General features: G+C 69.3%; 16 protein-coding genes, 1 tRNA gene and 1 rRNA gene. 10 read left to right on the forward strand and 8 right to left on the reverse strand.

Annotation, left to right across the window (positions count from 1 at the left end; all coding sequences use genetic code 11):
* The 4 genes from VFE05_09675 to VFE05_09690 form a co-directional block, all read right to left on the reverse strand.
* Positions 1 to 1,938, reverse strand: a 23S ribosomal RNA gene (locus VFE05_09675); the annotation flags it as partial.
* 505 nt (positions 1,939 to 2,443) lie between these two features.
* Positions 2,444 to 3,076, reverse strand: a complete 633-nt coding sequence (locus VFE05_09680) for a hypothetical protein (GenBank protein ID HET6230325.1) — start codon at positions 3,074 to 3,076, stop codon at positions 2,444 to 2,446.
* Positions 3,073 to 3,651 carry a hypothetical protein gene (locus VFE05_09685; protein ID HET6230326.1) on the reverse strand — a complete coding sequence of 193 codons (579 nt, stop codon included), beginning with the start codon at positions 3,649 to 3,651 and terminating at the stop codon, positions 3,073 to 3,075. The genes VFE05_09680 and VFE05_09685 overlap by 4 nt, the downstream gene beginning before the upstream one ends.
* Positions 3,652 to 4,232: 581 nt before the next feature.
* Complete coding sequence (locus VFE05_09690) at positions 4,233 to 5,714, reverse strand: hypothetical protein (protein ID HET6230327.1); 1,482 nt, start codon at positions 5,712 to 5,714, stop codon at positions 4,233 to 4,235.
* A 197-nt stretch (positions 5,715 to 5,911) separates the two neighbouring features.
* On the opposite strand from VFE05_09690, the gene VFE05_09695 reads away from it, so the two are divergent.
* Together VFE05_09695 and VFE05_09700 are read left to right on the forward strand one after the other, a co-directional pair.
* The gene (locus tag VFE05_09695; GenBank protein HET6230328.1) at positions 5,912 to 6,763 is read left to right on the forward strand and encodes a metallophosphoesterase; all 852 of its coding nucleotides are present in this window, start codon (positions 5,912 to 5,914) and stop codon (positions 6,761 to 6,763) included.
* Between the two features lie 117 nt (positions 6,764 to 6,880).
* Entirely contained in the window at positions 6,881 to 7,096 is a 216-nt protein-coding gene (locus tag VFE05_09700) for a cold shock domain-containing protein (protein ID HET6230329.1), read from the forward strand.
* Between the two features lie 321 nt (positions 7,097 to 7,417).
* On the opposite strand, the gene VFE05_09705 is transcribed toward VFE05_09700, so the two are convergent.
* Positions 7,418 to 8,443, reverse strand: coding sequence for a zinc-binding dehydrogenase (locus tag VFE05_09705; protein ID HET6230330.1), 1,026 nt, complete (start codon positions 8,441 to 8,443; stop codon positions 7,418 to 7,420).
* Between the two features lie 194 nt (positions 8,444 to 8,637).
* Here VFE05_09705 and VFE05_09710 point away from each other — a divergent pair, with 194 nt between their 5' ends.
* From VFE05_09710 to VFE05_09745, 8 genes are all read left to right on the forward strand, one after another.
* Complete coding sequence (locus tag VFE05_09710; protein HET6230331.1) at positions 8,638 to 9,009, forward strand: hypothetical protein; 372 nt, start codon at positions 8,638 to 8,640, stop codon at positions 9,007 to 9,009.
* Between the two features lie 54 nt (positions 9,010 to 9,063).
* Positions 9,064 to 10,089, forward strand: coding sequence for a proline dehydrogenase family protein (locus VFE05_09715; GenBank protein ID HET6230332.1), 1,026 nt, complete (start codon positions 9,064 to 9,066; stop codon positions 10,087 to 10,089).
* Positions 10,090 to 10,531: 442 nt separating this feature from the next.
* Positions 10,532 to 12,355 (forward strand): PDZ domain-containing protein, encoded by a 1,824-nt coding sequence (locus tag VFE05_09720; GenBank protein HET6230333.1) that lies wholly within the window; start codon positions 10,532 to 10,534, stop codon positions 12,353 to 12,355.
* 96 nt (positions 12,356 to 12,451) lie between these two features.
* Positions 12,452 to 12,525: transfer RNA gene (locus VFE05_09725), tRNA-Pro, on the forward strand.
* 289 nt (positions 12,526 to 12,814) lie between these two features.
* Positions 12,815 to 13,291 (forward strand): hypothetical protein, encoded by a 477-nt coding sequence (locus tag VFE05_09730; protein ID HET6230334.1) that lies wholly within the window; start codon positions 12,815 to 12,817, stop codon positions 13,289 to 13,291.
* A gap of 228 nt (positions 13,292 to 13,519) precedes the next feature.
* Complete coding sequence (gcvT, locus tag VFE05_09735; protein HET6230335.1) at positions 13,520 to 14,632, forward strand: glycine cleavage system aminomethyltransferase GcvT; 1,113 nt, start codon at positions 13,520 to 13,522, stop codon at positions 14,630 to 14,632.
* 37 nt (positions 14,633 to 14,669) lie between these two features.
* Complete coding sequence (locus VFE05_09740; GenBank protein ID HET6230336.1) at positions 14,670 to 16,256, forward strand: sigma-54 dependent transcriptional regulator; 1,587 nt, start codon at positions 14,670 to 14,672, stop codon at positions 16,254 to 16,256.
* Between the two features lie 283 nt (positions 16,257 to 16,539).
* Positions 16,540 to 17,721: a hypothetical protein gene (locus tag VFE05_09745; protein ID HET6230337.1), complete on the forward strand. Its 1,182-nt coding sequence runs from the start codon at positions 16,540 to 16,542 to the stop codon at positions 17,719 to 17,721.
* Positions 17,722 to 17,820: 99 nt separating this feature from the next.
* On the opposite strand, the gene VFE05_09750 is transcribed toward VFE05_09745, so the two are convergent.
* The 3 genes from VFE05_09750 to VFE05_09760 all read right to left on the reverse strand — a co-directional run bounded on the left by VFE05_09750 (position 17,821) and on the right by VFE05_09760 (position 18,367).
* On the reverse strand, positions 17,821 to 18,018 hold the full coding sequence (locus VFE05_09750; protein HET6230338.1) for a hypothetical protein: 198 nt from the start codon (positions 18,016 to 18,018) through the stop codon (positions 17,821 to 17,823).
* A 39-nt stretch (positions 18,019 to 18,057) separates the two neighbouring features.
* The gene (locus VFE05_09755; GenBank protein HET6230339.1) at positions 18,058 to 18,177 is read right to left on the reverse strand and encodes a lasso RiPP family leader peptide-containing protein; all 120 of its coding nucleotides are present in this window, start codon (positions 18,175 to 18,177) and stop codon (positions 18,058 to 18,060) included.
* A gap of 73 nt (positions 18,178 to 18,250) precedes the next feature.
* Positions 18,251 to 18,367 carry a lasso RiPP family leader peptide-containing protein gene (locus VFE05_09760; protein ID HET6230340.1) on the reverse strand — a complete coding sequence of 39 codons (117 nt, stop codon included), beginning with the start codon at positions 18,365 to 18,367 and terminating at the stop codon, positions 18,251 to 18,253.
* Between the last annotated feature and the right edge of the window lie 230 nt (positions 18,368 to 18,597).

An 18,597-nucleotide genomic window follows, 5' to 3' on the forward strand; every position in this document is an offset into this window, starting at 1 on the left:
TAACCTTCCGGCACCGGGCAGGCGTCAGTGCCTATACGTCGTCTTGCACGACTTCGCAGACACCTGTGTTTTTGCTAAACAGTCGCTTGGGCCGATTCTCTGCGGCCGGCTTCCCCTTACGCCCGCTAGGGGGCGTTCAAGTACCGCCGGCTCCCCTTCTCCCGAAGTTACGGGGACATTTTGCCGAGTTCCTTCTCCACAGTTCACTCGAGCACCTGAGGCTTCTCGCCTCGCCTACGTGTGTCCGTTTGCGGTACGGTCACAGGATGCACTCCCCGCCGAGGCTTTTCTCGGCAGCCTGATTACGCAGACTCCCAGAGGACGAATCCTCCGGTCGGCATCAGATCTCGGCTACCCGGGTCTTTTATCCCCCGGGAACGCCTACCTCCTTGCACCGGGACTACCGTCGCCCGGCCCTGCTTTCACTCCTGCGTCCCCCCTGCGGGTGGTAACGCACATCCTGTGGTGCGGGAATATTCGCCCGCTTCCCATCGCCTACGCCCTTCGGCCTCGGCTTAGGGTCCGACTGACCCAGGGCGGACGAGCCTGCCCCTGGAAACCTTAGGCTTTCGGTGACGGGGATTCTCACCCCGTTTATCGCGTACTCATTCCGGCATCCTCACTTCCGGCCGCTCCACGGGAAGGTTTCCACCCCCGCTTCTCCGCTACCGGAACGCTCCCCTACCATCCCGCACTCCCGTAGGAGTGCAGAATCCCTGGCTTCGGCGTCGAGCTTGAGTCCCGACCATTATCGGCGCAGGCGCACTTGACTGGTGAGCTATTACGCACTCTTTCAAGGTATGGCTGCTTCTAAGCCAACCTCCCAGTTGTCAATGCACACCCACATCCTTTCTCACTGAGCCCGTACTTGGGGGCCTTAGCCGAGGGTCTGGGTTCTTTCCCTCTCGTACACGCACATTATCGCGCGTGTGCTGTCTCCCGGAGTCCATGTCCACGGCATTCGGAGTTTGATAGGAGTTGGTAACCCGGTGGGGCCCCGCGTCCTTTCAGTGCTCTACCTCCGCGACACACGCTCCGAGGCACTACCTCAATAGTTTTCGGGGAGAACCAGCTATCTCCGAGCTTGATTGGCCTTTCACCCCTACCCACAGCTCATCGGAACATTTTTCAACATGAACCCGTTCGGACCTCCACTCGGTGTTACCCGAGCTTCATCCTGGCCATGGGTAGATCGCTTCGGTTTCGGGTCTACCGCCACGTACTGAACGCCCTGTTCAGACTCGCTTTCGCTACGGCTCCGCCTCTCAAGAGGCTTAACCTCGCACGTGACGAGTAACTCGCCGGATCATAATGCAAAAGGCACGCAGTCAGGGACCCTAAGTCCCCTCCTACCGCTTGTAGGCACACGGTTTCAGGATCTCTTTCACTCGCCGTCAGGCGTTCTTTTCACCTTTCCCTCACGGTACTGGTGCACTATCGGTCACGGACGAGTATGTAGCCTTGGAGGGTGGTCCCCCCAGATTCCGACGGGATTCCTCGTGTCCCGCCGTACTCAGGTATCCAGGCCATCCGCTGGTGTCTGTTTTCGCATACGGGGCTCTCACCCTCTCTGGCAGTGCGTTCCAACACGCTTCCGCTAACAGACCCATGCAGACGGAACTAGTCCCGCCTGGACCCTACAACCCCGACCCCGAAGGACCGGTTTGGGCTCCTCCCCTTTCGCTCGCCGCTACTCGGGGAATCTCGTTTGATTTCTTTTCCTGGGGATACTTAGATGTTTCAGTTCTCCCCGTTGGCCTCCGTCTCCCTATGTATTCAGGAGCGGATGACGAGACATGACTCTCGCCGGGTTTCCCCATTCGGGCACCTCCGGATCAACGCCTACGTGCGGCTCCCCGAAGCTTTTCGCAGCTTATCACGCCCTTCATCGCCTGTCCGTGCCAAGGCATCCACCGTGCGCCCTTATTCCGCTTGACCGGATATGCCTATTTATCCGGCCCACCGAACCCTATACCCACACACGTGGTGCTCTCCACCGAGGATCCCTCCTCGACGAATTCCACCTCAACTACCCTTCCCCTTACCCAAATTGTCAAATAGTCCGTTCGCAGCCATCCAACCGCTGCGGAGCCTTCCAATATACCAGCCCTTACCTCGAAAGTCAAGCGCAGGACCGGCTGCCCCGAGAGCCGCCGTCCACGCCGTGCTTCCATGAAGGGCTCCAAATATACCGCTTCCAAAAACGGTGTCAACCCCCGCCATCCCGCGCGCAAATACCCACCCTGCAACGCCTTGCAGAGTATGGCCGATCTTATGCTCGGCGATCTGTCCGCCCCCACTTCTCGCGATGACCTCCGCATCGCGCCGCGTCAATCTGCAGCTTCAGCGTCGGTCCCGATCAAGTGAGGATGGACCCGAGAAAGCAAAGATGGAGCAACGGCGAACGTGTGCCATCTCCCAGGTTGCTAACAGTAGCTTGCGCTCAGCTCGGCGGGATAGCCGCGCCGGACTCGTGCGGAGAGGTGCGTGGGAGCGCGGGTTCGCGCGAGGGCCAGAGCAGGCGCGTGGCGAGCACCCAGCAGCAGAGCGCCACGAAGCCGATCAGCTCGCTGCCGTGGCGTACGGGGTGGTAATCGGCGAAGATGCGGCGGCCGGTCTCGGCCAGGTCGCCCAGGCCGAAGCCGGTGCCGGCGGCCGGGCCCTGCCGCCAGAGCGCCGGGATGACGGAGAACTTGAGCACGGCGAGCACGAGGGCGAGGCTGCCGAGCGACACCATCAGCCGGTGGGAGGTGCCGCGGCCGAGGGCGGCCCAGGCAGTGATCGCGAGGCCGGCGACGACGACCCACTGCACCAGCCCCGGCGGCGGAAAGAGCAACGCGAGAAGCTGCGCGTTCGCGATGGTGCCGTAGGCGACGGCGATCCAAGCGACGAGCGTGTGGCGCAGCTCCCACGCGCGGCGGTGGACGAGCACGTACGTGAGCAGCAGCGCGAAGAGGCCTTCCACCAGGCCGAAGGTGCGGTACTCGACGCCGGCGTCCGCGAGCGTGAAGCCGGCGAGGACGGCGGCGGCGAGGAAGAGCAGCGATGCGCCCGTGGCGCGCTGGGCGGCGGTCATCGGCCCGGAATCCATTCGAGGGGCCCGGCGCGGAGACGGCGGCGGGCCTCGGCGGCGAGGGCGCCGGCGCGGGCGCGGATGGCGGGCTGCGTGGGCACGGCCCGCACGCGCTCTGCCGAGGCGAGGGCTTCGCGGAGGAGCGCGTCGTTGTCGGCGTGCCACCATGGGGCGGCGCCGGACGCCAGCAGAAGCGAGGCGCGGTCGAGCGTCATGGTGGCCCACAGCTCGGTGGCGGCAGAGGCCTGGGCGCTGTCCGCGGTGTTGCCGCGGGCGATGCGCGCTTCTTCGGCGGCCTGCGCGTAGCCGGTGACGGCGGCGGCAGTGTCGCCGCGTGCGAGGGCCTGCTGCGCGGCGACCTGGCGCTCGCGCGCGCGGGACATGCGCGGGGTGTAGGCGTCCGGGCTGAGCGTGATCCAGGCGCGGCTGCCTGCCTCGGCGGTGGACTGCGGGGCCTTGGCGTACAGCAGGATGGACGCAAGCGTGAGCACGGCGAGTAGCGCGAGGCCGGGGCGTACCCACGGGTGGCCCAGGCCGTCGCGGTAATCCGTCGTGTCCAGTGCGGGCGTCGCGTCCAAGGGAACCAGTTCACGGAGATGAATGCCGATCAGCCGCCGCGGCTGTGTTGCGCGAAGATACGGTCGAAGTGCGTCGGCAGAGGTTCGCAGGACGCGGGCCGTAGCGCAGAACTCGCGCGGCGCCACGGGCGGGCATGGTCGGGAGGGATGAAGCCGTGCGCGCGTCTGCGACCGCGCGTCCAGCGAGGACACGGCGGACGGATGGGTGCGGTTCGGGAAGGTTGGGAGGGCGGAAGGACGAGCGGACACGCCAGTCCGTGCCCTACAAGGCGGAAGAGTTTGGGCGGGGCGGGAGAGGCCGGTGCAGAGGAGGGTTGCGGATGCGATAAATCGCACCCCTACAACAGATTACATCATCCAAAACAAAGCGGAGCAAGACCGGCGGCGGTTTGCCGGGCTTGCTCCGCGGGCGGGGAGACCCCGGACGGAGGCGGCACAGTGGTATCGTGTCGCCGGAGGAGGAGGCTCACCGCCCCCGCGTAGGAGACGGGTGGCAGGCACCGCAGTTCAGAGGTGCCGGCCACCCGGCTCCGGAGCGGTCCGCCGCGCCGAGATCCGCCGCTACGTCCGTAAGAGATGGGTCAGTCGGAGAGGTCCCAGTCGTCCTCGGCGGCCTTCATGCGCAGGGCGGACGGGCCGGAGCGACGGACGGCGGGGGCCTTCACGTGCTTCGCGACGATGTCCCGCGTTCCGTCTACCTTTAGCTGGCGGAAGAGGAAGGCGAACTGCTCGTGCAGCGTCTCGCGGATGGCGGCGCGGTTCTCTTCCGGCAGCTCCCACAGCTCGCGCTTGAACGTGCCGAGAGCCTTCTTGCGGGCCTTGTAGATGAACTGCTCCTCCGTGTCGCCGGGCTTGCGTTCGTCCGGGAAATTCACGCGGCAGTGCTCGTACATCCGCTCGCGCAGCTCGGAGGGGAGCGCGGGGTGGTCGTACAGCATGTTCTGGAAGTTGGTGGCCAGGTGGATCTCGGCCGTCTCCACGCCGGGGAAGTTGCCAAACGCGCTCTGCGGCAGCGTGGACGCGCCGTGCTGCACCGCGCCCGCCAGCCCGTACTCGCGACGGGAGATGTCGCTCAGGCTGCGCAGCGTCTCGAAGTCGATGGCGACCTCGGCGATGGAGCCGTCGGGCAGCACGGTGCCGCCGTGCGAGGTGCCGGACTGGACGGAGATCTTGGACAGGCCCTCGACCTTGCCGCCCGCGTGCCCCGCAAGGCGCTCCAGCTCGCGCGCGTACCCGTCCATGTACGCGCGGAGCTCCTCGGGCGTGGAGTTCTCGGTGCCCACCTCGCCGATCTCCCCGCCGATGCTCACGTCCACGCCCGCGGGCTGGTAGTGGCGCACGTACGCGGTCAGCTCGGCCGAAAGGCGGTAGTTCAGCTCCTGCTGCGCGGCCAGGCCGTCCTTCGATAGGTCGACCAGCGTGGAGGTGTCGATGTCGATGTTGTAGAAGCCGGCGTGCAGCGCCTCGCGGACGAGGTCCTTGACGGCGCGCATCTCCGGCTCGGGGGCGGCCTTGTACTTCTTGGCGTTGAGCTGAAAGTGGTCGCCCTGCACGAAGAGCGGGCCCGTCCACCCTTCCTTGATGGCGGCGGCGGTCATCACGGCCACGTATTCGTGCGGGCGCTGGTCGGTGTAGCCGATCTCGGAGCGCGCGATCTCGAGGATCATGGCGCCCACGTTCAGCTCGCGGGCGGCGCGGAAGAGGGCGCGGCCGGTGTCGTACGCGGCGGCGCGGACGTTCATGGCGGGCACGGTGAAGCCGCTTACCTCGCCGCGGCCGCGGGCCATGTACAGGTCGTGGATGGAGGCTGGCGCGACGCCCAGCGCCTGACCCGCCTCGCCGATGAGCCAGCGGGCGGTGTCGCGCACGTCGTCGCTCTCGCCGAAGACGGCCGCGTGGACCAGCCGGTCGATGGCGGACGCGCGCAGAGCGGCTTCGTCGGCCACCTGCACGCCGCCCTCGCCCGCGGTGACCGCGGCCGAGACTTGGCCGAGCAGGGCGCGCACCGGGGCGCGGGCGAGCAGCTCGCGGTCGTCCGCGGCGGCAACGGCAGTGTCCACCATGATCTTTCCTCGGGAAGGTTGCGTGGATCGGTTCTCGGGCCCGGATGGCGCGGGGAACGCGGCGGCGCTCCCCATCTACCGTGACGGAAGCGCGGCGGGACGGCCCGGGCGCACCATAATGCGGGGCGTGGCGGGGCTTCTGCAAGCACGAAGCCGCCGGGGACGCCGTGGTGCGACGCTTGCACCCGCGGCGCGGGATGACGAGACGACACGACGCACGGAACGCGCTGCTCGCGGCGGGCGGGGCGGCGGCGGCGCTGGCGGCCTACGCGTTCCTGGTGGAGCCGCGGTGGCTGGAGACGACGCACACGCGCATCCACCGCCGCGGGCTGCACGCGGACCTCGAAGGCTTCCGCATCGCCCTGCTTACGGACCTGCACGCGGGCGAGGGGGTGCCGCTCTCCCTCATCCGCCGCGCGTGCCGCATGGCGATGCGCGAGAAGCCGGACCTGATCGCGCTCACGGGCGACTTCGCTGCGGACAGCTCGGTGGGCTTCGACAGGGTCCTGAGCGCGCTGGACGAGCTCTCCGCGCCCTTCGGCGTGTACGCGGTGCCCGGCAACCACGACCACACGGTGGGGATCGAGACGTGGCACCGGCAGGTGGCGCGGCACCCCGTGCTGCACGACCTGACGAACGGCGCGACGATCCTGCGGGTGGGCGACGCGCGGCTGTGCGTTGCCGGAGTGGACGACTACTCGGAAGGCGAGCCGACGCTCTCCGCGCTACCTGCGCCGAAGAAGCGGGACTTCACGCTGCTGCTGGCGCACGACCCCGGCCAGGCGGAGCGGGCCCGCCGCGGGCACGACCGGGTGGACCTGATCGTGAGCGGCCACACGCACGGGGGGCAGGTGCGGATGCCGTTCGTGGGCGCGCTGCGGAACCCGTCGGAGCACGACGAGCTGTACGACGAGGGACTGCGGCGCAGGCCGTGGACGCAGGTGTACACGTCTCGCGGGGTGGGCACGGTGCACATCCCCGTCCGTTTCCTCTGCCGGCCCGAGGTTGCGATCTTGGAATTGACCGGAACTCCGCGTCCGCCCCGCTGATGGTTGCCCGGCGAAGGGAACGCTCTTTGCAAAGGCCGGTGTGCGAACATACCGGTGGCGTTGTAGGACGGGACGACGCTCCGGCTCTCGACCGGTTCCGTCCACAGCGGAGGCACCATGGCCCGACAGACTGGCGTAGTTGAGTTCTTCAAGGACGACAAGGGGTTCGGCTTCATCCGGCCGGACGACGGCGGCAAGGACGTGTTCGTCCACCACTCGTCGATCCAGATGGATGGCTTCAAGTCCCTGAAGCGCGGGGACCGGGTCGAGTACGAGATCGTGGACGACCCGAAGGGGCCTCGTGCCGCCGACGTGCGGCGGGTCGAGGACTGAAGCACCGCTGCAAACAGGCGGGCGCGAAGCGGCGCCGGATCTCCCGGAGATTCGGCGCCGCTTCGTTTTTCGGCGGATGTCTCTGGCGAATGTCCCCGACCGGTTCGAGAGCCCGGTGAGCCGGGATCGGAAGATGCGCGGCGGCGGGATCGCCCTGGCGGCTAAAGCCGCGGGCTACGACGGCACGAAGCCCGCCTGCGCGGGCTGCTTCCGCGGCGGCGGAGAGCTTCGGATGCGTAGTTGCCGCGCCGCGTGGAGGCCGCCGGGGAGCATTGGGCGGGGTGCTCCGAATTGCGGCAACAGGTGGCGGAAGGTGTGGCGCTACGGGACAAGGACGATCTTGCCGAACTGGCCGCCCGCTTCCAGGCGCTCGTGCGCCTCGCGGACTTCGTCGAGGGGCATGACGGTGTCGATGACGGGGCGGATATCGCCGCGGGCGATGACGCGCAGCACCTCCTCGAACTCCGCGCGCGAGGCCATGGTGGTGCCGATGATCTCCAGCTGCTTCCAGAAGAGCACGCGCAGGTCCGTCTCGCCGCGGTGGCCCGTCGTCGCGCCGTAGGTGACGAGGCGGCCGCCGCGAGCGAGCGAGCGGACGCTGCCCTTCCACGTGGCCTCGCCCGTGTTCTCCACCACCACGTCCACGCCGCGGCGGCCGGTGTCGCGAAAGAGGGCCTTTGCCCAATCTTCCGCATCGCGGTCATAGACGGCGTGGGCACCCAGCGCCCTCACCCGCTCCACGTTCTGCGCCCCGCTGGTAACGGCGAAGACGCGAGCGCCTGCCAGCCTCGCGATCTGCACGGCGGCGATGGCGGTGCCGCCGGACGCGCCCAGCACCAGCACGTCCTCCCCCGCCCGCACTCGCGCGCGCGTGAGGAGCGCGCGCCAGGCCGTCTGGTAGGAGATGGGGATCGCCGAAGCTTCTTCGAACGACAGCGTGTCGGGGATGGCGTACGCGCTGGCGGCGCGGACTGCCAGGAGCTCGGTGAAGCCGCCGTTCGTGTGCTCGCCGAGAATCCTGTACTCCGCGCAGAGCGATTCCTCGCCGCGCGCGCAGTCGTGGCAGTGCCCGCAGAAGAGCGACGGGTTCACGACGACGCGCTGGCCGACGCGCGCCGCATCCACCCCCTGCCCCGCCTCGGCGATCACGCCGCTGATGTCGCATCCGCCGATGTGCGGCATGGTCGTCTCGATCCCGATGCCGCGGCGCACCCACAGGTCCAGGTGGTTCATCGCGCACGCCCGCACCTCCACCAGCACCTCGCCGGGGCCGGGCTGCGGGCGCGGGACGGCTTCGATGCGCACCACCTCGGGCCCGCCGTACTCGTGGAAGATCGCTGCGCGCATGGATGCCTCGTCGTAGGACCGGATTCGCGTGGTGCGGAGATGCGCGGGAACGTAGGATGATGGGTGATTGCGGGGAAGTGCTCGCGTCCCCGCGCGAGGGCGGGTGCGCGGAGAAGCGGCTGCGAAGACGGAAGCGGCGGTGTGCCGCGGAGCGCCTTGTCCCCGCCGCGGGCGGCGAGTTACCTTGGGTCGCCATGAGCTTCGGCAGCGCGGAGGACCGGCTGAATCCCGTGGCGCCCGAGGGCGCGGACGAGAGCACGCTGGGCGGCTACATGGCCGTCTACGGGCGCAGCGCCGCGTTCGAGGGTACGGACGGCGAGCCGTACACGGTGGGCATCGAGGCGGAGCAGGCCGCCGAGGGCGCGCACCCCTGGGTGGGCTACCTCGTCTTCCTGCGCTGGTCCGCCACCGGGAGCGCCATCATGGGCCACGTGGAGACCGAGGACCTGGCCGGCGGCGCCACCGAGGCCCACGTGCGCGCCGCGCTGGAGGGCCTGACCTTGCACGAGGTGCGCGCGCTGCTGGACGAGACCATCCGGCGCAAGCAGCTAGACGAGGACGCCTAAACTCCCGCGCCGGCCTTCCGCGCCCGGCACGTTTCTTACCTAGCCACCGACCCCATGCTCAAGCAGAGCCTTCTCTACCTCAGCAGCAGCCCCACGGCCAAGCGCGTGGTCACCGGCACGCCCGTGTCGCGCAAGCTGGCACAGCGCTTCGTGGCCGGCGACACGCTGGAAGAGGCGGTGGACGCCGCCCGGACGCTCAACGCGGCCGGGCTCAGCGTGTCGCTGGACTTCCTGGGCGAGAGCGTGGGCACGCGCGAGGAGGCCGAGGCCGCGACCGAGATGGCGGTGCGCATCCTGGAGACCATCGCCTCCGAGGGCATCGACGCCAACCTGTCGATGAAGCCCACGCAGGTGGGGCTGGACATCGACGAGGAGATGTGCCGCCGCAACATCGAGATCGTGCTGCAGCGCGCCCGCGAGCTGGGCGACGGCGACGGCGAGATCTTCGTGCGGCTGGACATGGAGAGCAGCGACTACACGCAGCGCACCATCGACCTGCTGGCGCAGCTGCGCGACGACGGCTTCCGCAACGTGGGCACGGTGCTCCAGTCGTACCTGCGCCGCACGCCGGAAGACGTGGAGGGCCAGATCGCGGCCGGCGCGCGCGTGCGGCTGGTGAAGGGCGCCTACCAGGAGCCGGAGACGGTGGCGTTCCCCGAGAAGGCGGAGACGGACCGCAAGTTCGTGGAGGAGATGGAGCGCCTGCTGGAGAGCGGCGTGTACCCCGCCATCGCCACGCACGACGAGCTGATCATCGACGCCGCCCGCCGCTTCGTGTGGGAGCGCGGCATCGCCAAGGACAGCTTCGAGTTCCAGATGCTGTACGGCGTGCGCCGCGACCTCCAGACGCGCCTCCAGGAAGAGGGCTACAAGGTGCGCGTGTACGTTCCCTTCGGCGACAGCTGGTACCCGTACCTGATGCGACGCCTGGCCGAGCGCCCCGCGAACGTGCTCTTCATGGCCGGCAGCATCCTCAAGGAGTCGCGCGTGAAGCGCTTCGCCAACCCCGCCGGCCTTGGAGTCGGCCTGGTCGCCGGCGCGCTCGCGGGCCTCGCCTGGCGCGGACGCAGCAAGCGCTAGGCTCGGCTTCTCCCGCACACGAACGCCGCGCTCCCGGCTGCCTGTTTCAGGCGGCGCAGGAGTGCGGCGTTCTGCTTTCCGCCGCCCAAGGCGAATCGGGCTGGAGGAGGTCGCAGGCTCGTTCGGTAGATGAACAGCGGATGCGCGGCGAACTCCATCTACGGAGCGAGCATCGCCTGGGCTCGGCAGATGCGCACGTCGCTGCCGTGATCGGTAGATGCTGCGCATCGACAGATACACATCTTCGGACGCGCATCTACGGATGGTCATCGGCAGATGCGCTGTGGTGGAACGACGGTGCGCACCCGCGGGCCCACGGCGGATGCGCGGCGTCGCATCTCCCGAATCGAAACGGCGGCCGCGAATCTGCCGTGGGGTTGGCTGACATCGAACGACGCGGGCTTGGCCGCGCGTCTTCTGCTTCTCATCTCCCGTAGCGGGCATGCGCGTGAGCGACGATAGATCTCCCGACCGACCCGCCGTTCGTTACCGGCTGAGCATGCCGGAGCCGCACAGCCACCTCCTTCGCGTGGACGTGGAGGTGGACGACGCGGCCGGGCCCGTGCGCCTGGTGATGCCGTCGTGGACGCCCGGCTCGTACCTGATACGCGAGTTCCCGCGCAACGTGCAGGAGTTCGCGGCGGCCGACGGCGCGGGCACGCCCCTGCGCTGGGAGAAGACGGACAAGAACACGTGGCAGGTCGATGCGCCGGCGGATGGTCGTCTGCGCGCCTCGTACGCCGTGTACGCGAACGAGATCACGGTGCGCACCAGCCACCTGGACGCCTCGCACGCGTACGTGAACGGCGCGAGCGTCTTCATGTACGCCGAGGGGCGCGAGCGCGGCCCGCTGGAGGTGCGCATCGACGCGCCCGAGGGCTGGCGCACGACGACGGCGCTGCCGCAGCGGGAGGGCGAACCCGTCTTCACCGCGGCGAACTACGACGAGCTGGTGGACTCGCCGTTCGAGATCGGCACGCACGCGCTGTACGAGTGGGAGATGGACGGCCTGCCGCACCGCCTGGCCGTTTGGGGCCGTGGCAACCTGGACGGCGAGCGTCTGGTGGCCGACACGAAGAAGATCATCGCGGCCGAGAAGCACCTCTTCGGCTCGCTTCCCTACCCCGGCTACACCTTCATCCTGCACCTCACGCCGGGCGGCTACGGCGGGCTGGAGCACAAGAACTCCACCTCGCTGCTGGCGGACCGCTGGGCCTTCCGCGGCAACGAATACGAAGGCTTTCTAGGGCTCGTGGCGCACGAGTTCTTCCACCTGTGGAACGGCAAGCGCATCCGCCCCGCCGCGTTGGGCCCGTTCGACTACACGCGCGAGAACTACACGCGCGACCTGTGGGTGGTGGAGGGATTCACGACGTACTACACGGACCTGATGCTCCGCCGCGCCGGCCTGATCACGGTGAATCGCTATCTGGAGAAGCTGGGCGAGATCATCTCGCGCTTCCAGGCGCTCCCCGGCCGCGCGGTGCAGACGCTGGCGGACTCGTCGTTCGACACGTGGATCAAGTTCTACCGGCCCGACGCGCACACGCCCAACGCGCAGATCTCCTATTACCAGAAGGGCGGCCTGGTCGCCCTCCTCCTCGACCTGAAGATCCGTGCATCCACCGCAGGCGAGCGCTCGCTGGACGACGTGCTGCGGCTGCTGTGGGAGCGCTTCGGCGCGCGCGACGCCGGCTTCCCCGAAGGCGAGGTGGAGCGCGTCGCGTCGGAGGTCTGCGGAACGGACCTGTTGGAGTTCTTCGATCGCGCGCTCCGCACCACGGAAGAGCTGGAGTACGGCGATCTGCTCGCGGCCGCCGGGCTCCAGCTGAAGACGCAGGAGAAGAAGGAGACGAAGGACCAGAAGCCCGATGCGGATACGGATGCAACTGGTGACGCGGCGGAGCCCGGCGCTACCGCCGTCTCGGCCGACGCGCCGCTCGGCATGCGACTGCGCGGCGAGGGTGCGCGGACGGTCGTGAGCAACGTGCTCACCGGGACGGCTGCCCACCGCGCGGGCGTCAACAATGGCGACGAGCTGCTCGCGCTCGACGGGCTGCGGGTCGCGCAGGACTCGGTCGCCGCCCGCGTCCGCGAGCGCAAGCCGGGCGACCGCGTTACGCTCACCCTCTTCCGCCGCGACCAGCTGCTGACCCTGGACGTGGAGGTCGAAGCCGCCGCACCCAAGCTCCGCGTCACCCCGGTCGCCGAACCGACGGCCGAGCAGACGGCGCTTCTCCAAGGCTGGCTGCGCGCCGTCGTCTAGCCGAATCCGCCCCGGCGGTGGGTTGACGAAGCGCGGGGCGCGGGTTAGGTTATTGGTTCTGGGACGTGCCTTGCTGGACGGCCCGGAAGACCGGCTCGGGATGTGGCGCAGCCCGGTAGCGCACCTGAATGGGGTTCAGGGGGTCGCAGGTTCAAATCCTGTCATCCCGACTAGCACAACCGAAGGCCCTGCATCGACTTACGATGCAGGGCCTTCGTGCATCGGACGGTCTGGGTCTCATTTGGCGGGTCCTGTTTCCCTGTAGCCCCAGAGCTGGTTTCGCGGCGCTCAATCGTCCCTCCGCACCCTTCGGGTTGGGCGGCGCACGACCTCGTACGTCGTCTCGGGATCTGCCTGCTGGTACAGTTGCACCATTCGAGGATCAGCGTGCCCGTCGGCCCGCATCAGGTCAGCGATAAGATAGTCCTTCCTTTCGGAAAACCATTTTCGCCGCCACGCATGCTCACCACCGATGTGGGCGATCTTTGCGGTCTCCTCGGCAGCCTGCATCAGATCGCGCGCATGGTACCGAGACCACCGTCGATTTGGAAGGCGAGGAGAGGGGAAGAGGAACTTCGCTTGTCCTGGTGCCACATCGGTCCGCTCAAGCAGCCGAAGGATCGTCGCCCGTGTGTGGCGGGACCTTGGGATCCACTCGCCCACTCCTTCCTTGTCGACCAGCTCGTTCTTGCGGATGCGCCCGTACGGATTGAATCGGCTAGCGGTGAGGTCTATGTCGCAGCCCTGGATGTGACAGATCCCGCTCACACGCCATCCAAGATTGTTGAGCAGCCGCACGAAGCAGCCGAACAAACCCTGTCGATCGATTCGATCAGCCGCCCGCAGCAGCAGGGGGAAATCGTCGTGCGTGGCGATCGGCCGCCGCGGTGCCTTGGTTCTGAGCCGTGGGAGATGCACCGGCTTCTGCGCGAGTAGATCTCCCGCATCTCCCGGATCTCCCGGATCTCCCGCATCTCCCGCATCTCCCGCATCTCCCGCATCTCCCGCATCTCCCGCCATCCACAGAGGCCGTTCGATCCACCCCGTCTTTGCCCATCTCGCCTCGCCGCCGGACGCCGGCGCGTGGGCCGCTCGCGCCATAACGGCAGGATGGTTAGGTTGTGTGCGCCCGAGCAACCGAGACTCTCCCGGAGTGAAATCTTCATGGCCGACGCCAACCTCCTGCATACGCCGCTGCACGACGAGCACGCCGCGCTCAACGCCAAGCTCGTCCCCTTCGCCGGCTACGAGATGCCCGTGCAGTACCCCACCGGCATCACGGCCGAGCACCACGCGGTGCGCAACGCGGCGGGCCTGTTCGACGTGAGCCACATGGGCGAGTTCGAGGTGCGCGGCGACCGCGCGCTGGAGTTCGTGCAGCACGTGACCACCAACGACGCGAGTAAGCTGGAGGTGGGCCAGGCGCAGTATTCCACGCTGCTCCAGGACGACGGCACGCTGCTGGACGACCTGCTCGTGTACCGCTTCCCGGACCGGTACATGCTGGTGGTGAACGGCTCGAACAAGGACAAGGACTTCGCCTGGATCCAACGCTACACGGGCGACTTCGGCGTGGAGCTGACGGACCGGACGGACGAGATCGCCCTGCTCGCGCTCCAAGGTCCCAAGGCGCAGGAGATCCTGTCGCGGCTCACGGACGCCGACCTGGACTCCATCCGCTACTACCGCTTCGCGGAGGGCACGGTGGATGGCGTGCCGGCCATCATCTCCCGCACGGGCTACACGGGCGAGGACGGCTTCGAGCTTTACGTCGCCGCGGATCGGGCGCCGGCGCTGTGGCGGAAGATCCTGGAGACGGGCAAGGACGACGGGCTGATCCCCGCCGGCCTGGGCTGCCGCGACTCGCTGCGGCTGGAGATGGGGTACGCGCTGTACGGCAACGACCTGGACGAGAAGACGACGCCGCTGGAAGCCGGCCTGGGCTGGGTGGTGAAGCTGGACAAGGGCGGCTTCGTGGGCGCCGACGCCCTGCGCGCGCAGAAGGCCGCGGGCGTGGAGCGGAAGCTCGTCGGGTTCCGCCTGAAGGAGCGCGGCTTTCCGCGCCACGGCTACGGTGTCGTCGTGGACGGCCAGCCCGCGGGCGAGGTGACCAGCGGCGTGCTGAGCCCCACGCTGGGCGAGGGCGTGGGGATGGCGTACGTGCCCGCCGCGGCCGCGAAGCCGGGGACGGAGATCGGGATCGTGATCCGCGACCGCGCGGTGCCCGCCGAGGTGGTGCGGCCTCCGTTCCACAAGGGCGGGACGGTGAAGTCTTGACCACGGGCTCGCGCCGGGGCGCGGGAGGGCGGTAGCGATGGCCGAGGTCGTCCTCATCACCACCGAGGACCTGGAGCCGGCGGTGCGGCTGCGCGGCGCCTTCGAGGCGGCGGGCTTCCGCGTGGAGCTGCTGGCCGCGGGCGAGAGCCTGGCCGACGCGCTGGGCGAACCTCTCCTCGTGGTCGTCACCGGCCACCTGCGCGAGCGACGCGCCCGCGCCATCGTGTCCGCCGCGCGCGAGCGGGGGCGCCTGCCGGTGATCGGTCTCACGGAGGCGGAGGAGCGCACCGACCGCGAGGCGTGCCGGGCGATGGGCCTCTCGGAGTGCTTCGCCAAGCCGATCGACGCGGACGAGGTGGCGCTGGTGGGCCGCCGGCTGATCGAGCGCGAGCAGCTGCGCGAGATCACCGGCATCGTGGGCGAGACGGAGGCGATGGAGGAGGTGCTGGAGCGGGTGGTGCAGATCGCCCCCGTGAACGCCACCGTGCTCATCCTGGGCGAGAGCGGCACCGGCAAGGAGCTGGTGGCGCGGGGCATCCACGCCCTCAGCCCGCGCCGCCACAAGCCGTTCATCGCCGTGAACGTGGCCGCGCTGCCGGAGAACCTGCTCGAGAGCGAGCTCTTCGGGCACGAGAAGGGCGCGTTCACCGGCGCGGCGTCGCTGCGCAAGGGCTTCTTCGAGCTGGCGGACCGGGGGACGATCTTCCTCGACGAGATCGGGGAGATGCCGCCCGCCACGCAGGTCAAGCTGCTGCGCGTGCTGGAGGAGCGCGAGTTCCGGCGCGTGGGCGGCGAGGACGTGATCCGCGTGGACGTGCGCGTGCTGGCGGCCACCAACCGCGACCTGCGCGACCAGGTGCTGGCCGGCCAGTTCCGCCGCGACCTGTACCACCGGCTCAACGTGCTGCGCGTGGACCTGCCGCCGCTGCGCGAGCGCCGGCCGGACATCCCCCGGCTGATCGAGGGGTTCATCCGCACGTTCAGCGCGGCGCACGACCGGCCGTTCATGGGCATCGACCCGGAGGCGCTGCGGCTGCTGGTGGAGTACGACTGGCCGGGCAACGTGCGCGAGCTGCGCAACCTGATCGAGAGCATGGTGGTGCTCGCGCCGGGCCGCGTGATCCGCCCGGAAGACATCCCGCCCGAGGTGCGCCACGGCCGCCGCGAGCGGGCGCTGGTGCCCATGGTGATGCCGCGCGTGGAGACCGGTCCCGCCCCGGCCGAGGGCGGCGAGGTTGCGGCCCAGGCGCCGGCGCAGCTGGAGTTCCTGCTGCGCACGCTGTTTGACCTGCGCATGGACGTGGACGAGCTGCGCCGCGAGTTCGAGATCCACCGCGAACGGCAGCGCGACCCGCTGGCGCTGCCTGCCGTCTCCGGCGCCGCGCTCTATCCCGGCGCCTTCGAGCTGGGCGGCCCCATGCCGCTCCCCGAGCCGGAGCCGGAGCCCCAGGAGCGCGGCACCGTCGTCTTCCGGCCCGGCATGACGATGGAGCAGATGGAGCGCGAGGCCATCGCCGCCGCCCTCCGCGAAGCCCGCGGCAACCGCCGCCGCGCGGCCGAGATGCTCGACATCGGCGAGCGGACGCTCTACCGCAAGCTCAAGGAGTACGGGCTGGAGGCGTAGGTCCCGGCAGCCGAGCTCCGGCGACTGAAGTCGCGGCAACGACTGCGCAAAGTCCCCCTGCGGGGACTAACCCCGATGCGTTCATCGCACGTCAGCTCAAGTGCGCGTCGAAGCTAGCCAACCCTCTCCCACGCAGTTTGTGGGGGAAGGTCGACGAGCCTAGCGAGGCGGGGAGGGGGCATTCCTCGGCGAGCAATCCAGCCGGGGATCGCGTGTGCCGTCCGACAGCCATATCCGACCCCCGTGCTCCCGTTCACCGTCCGTTCCCTCATCTCCGGTGCGCATGACTGACTCGGCTTCGCTCTACCGCTGCTTCGCGGCGACCGCGCCCGGGCTGGAGCCGCTGGCGGCGGCCGAGCTGCGCGCGCTGGGCATCGCGGGCGTGGCGGAGGCGGGCGGCGTGGCGTGGGAGGGCACGGCGGAGCAGCTGTACGCGGCCAACCTGTGGCTCCGCACCGCCAGCCGAGTGACGGTGCGGGTGGCGGAGTTCCGCGCGCGCAGCTTCATCGAGCTGGAGCGGCACGCGCGGCGGTTGCTGTGGGAGACGTGGGTGCGTAAGGGCGAGCCCGTGCGGCTGCGCGTGACATCGAAGAAGTCCAAGCTGTACCACGAGGGCGCCATCGCCGAGCGGCTGCTGGGGTGGATCGGCGAGCGCGTGGGCGGCATCGGGGCGGCGACGGCGGCGAAGGGCGTGGAGGACGAGGACGACGGCGCCACGGGAGATGCGCAGCTGTTCGTGGTCCGCGCCGTCCGCGACGGCTTCACCATCAGCGCCGACAGCTCGGGCGCGCTGCTGCACCTGCGCGGCTACCGCCAGGCGCTCGCGAAGGCGCCCCTGCGCGAGACGCTGGCAGCCGCGACCCTGCTGGGCAGCGGCTGGACGGGAGATGCGGCCCTTCTCGACCCCATGTGCGGCGCGGGCACCATCCCCATCGAAGCGGCTCTCATCGCGCGCAACGTCGCGCCGGGCCTCGCGACCGCGGACCGGACGCCGCGCGCGTACGCCTTCACCGCGTGGCCGGGCTTCGACGCGGACGCGTGGACGCGCGTCGTAGAGCAGGCGCGCGAGGCGATCCGGCCCGCGGCGGAAGTACCCATCATCGGCTCGGACCGTGACGAGGGCGCGATCGGGGCGGCGGCGGCGAACGCCGAACGCGCGGGGGTTTCGGAAGATGTGGAGCTGTCGGTTCGCTCGCTGTCGGCAATCGACGCGAGGACGGGGCCGGGGTGGCTGGTGAGCAATCCCCCGTACGGCGTTCGCGTCGGAGAGTCGGCGCCGCTGCGGAACCTGTACGCGGCGCTCGGCCGCGTCGCCCGCGAGCGGCTGCCCGGCTGGACGCTCGCGCTGCTCTCCGCGGACAGGGCGCTGGAGGGCCAGGTGGGCGTGCCGTTCACGGAAGCGCTCCGGACGAGCAACGGCGGCATCCCCGTGCGGTTGGTGACAGCACGCGTGCCGGGCGTGTAGGACATCAACCGAGTCTTCGGCGGATCGAGGACGCGGGATAGGAGGATGCGGACATCGGACGGCCCGCCCGGAGAATCTCCGGGCGGGCCGAAACCCTTGTCAGATCGGGCCGAAGCGGAAGTTGATGAACTCCGCGCGCCGGCCGAAGTTGCCCTGCGTGGCCTCCACGGCGCTGCCGTGCACGGTCACCGTGGGGCTGGAATACGTCTTCTTCATGATCTTCTCTCCCCTGGTCTGGAGATGGTTGGCCGCGCGACGTGCGCGGCCCTGGAGCGCGCCTCCCGCCGCGATGCTCATCCGCCTGCTCACTCGCGGCAGCGAAGCGGCGAACGCCGGTCAGGGCTGGCCGTTGCGGAACCCGATCTTCTCCACGTGGCGAAAGCCGTTGCCGAGGGTGACGGCCACGGCCGGGCCGTGCGCGGTGACGGTGGGCGGCGTGTAGGGCTTCTTCTGCATGCGGGCCTCATGGGTAGGAAGGTGCCGGACTTCCGAGCCCGCCCGGAGACGTTCCGGGCGGGCGACCTTCAGCTCACGGGTGGCCGGGGCGGAAGTTGATCAGCTCCAGCGCCCGCCCGTGGTTTCCCTGCGTGGCTTCCACGGCGCTTCCGTGCACCGTCACCGTGGGGGTGGAGTAGGTCTTCTTCATGGTGTCCTCCCGTGCAAGGGGACGAGCCGGCGGCGCGGGCTGCGCCGCCTCTACCCGCGGCACCCGCCGCGGAGTCGGTTGCACGTGCCAGGGCCGTCCAGAGCGGACGGGGCCGGGCACGCGTGTTCAGGTCAGGGCAGACCCAGGCGGAAGTTGATGAACTCGAGCAGGCGGCCGAAGTTGCCCTGCGTTGCGGCAACCGCGCTGCCGTGAACCTGACCGTGGGGGCC

This window comes from Longimicrobiaceae bacterium (assembly GCA_035696245.1).
Classification (GTDB): domain Bacteria; phylum Gemmatimonadota; class Gemmatimonadetes; order Longimicrobiales; family Longimicrobiaceae; genus DASRQW01.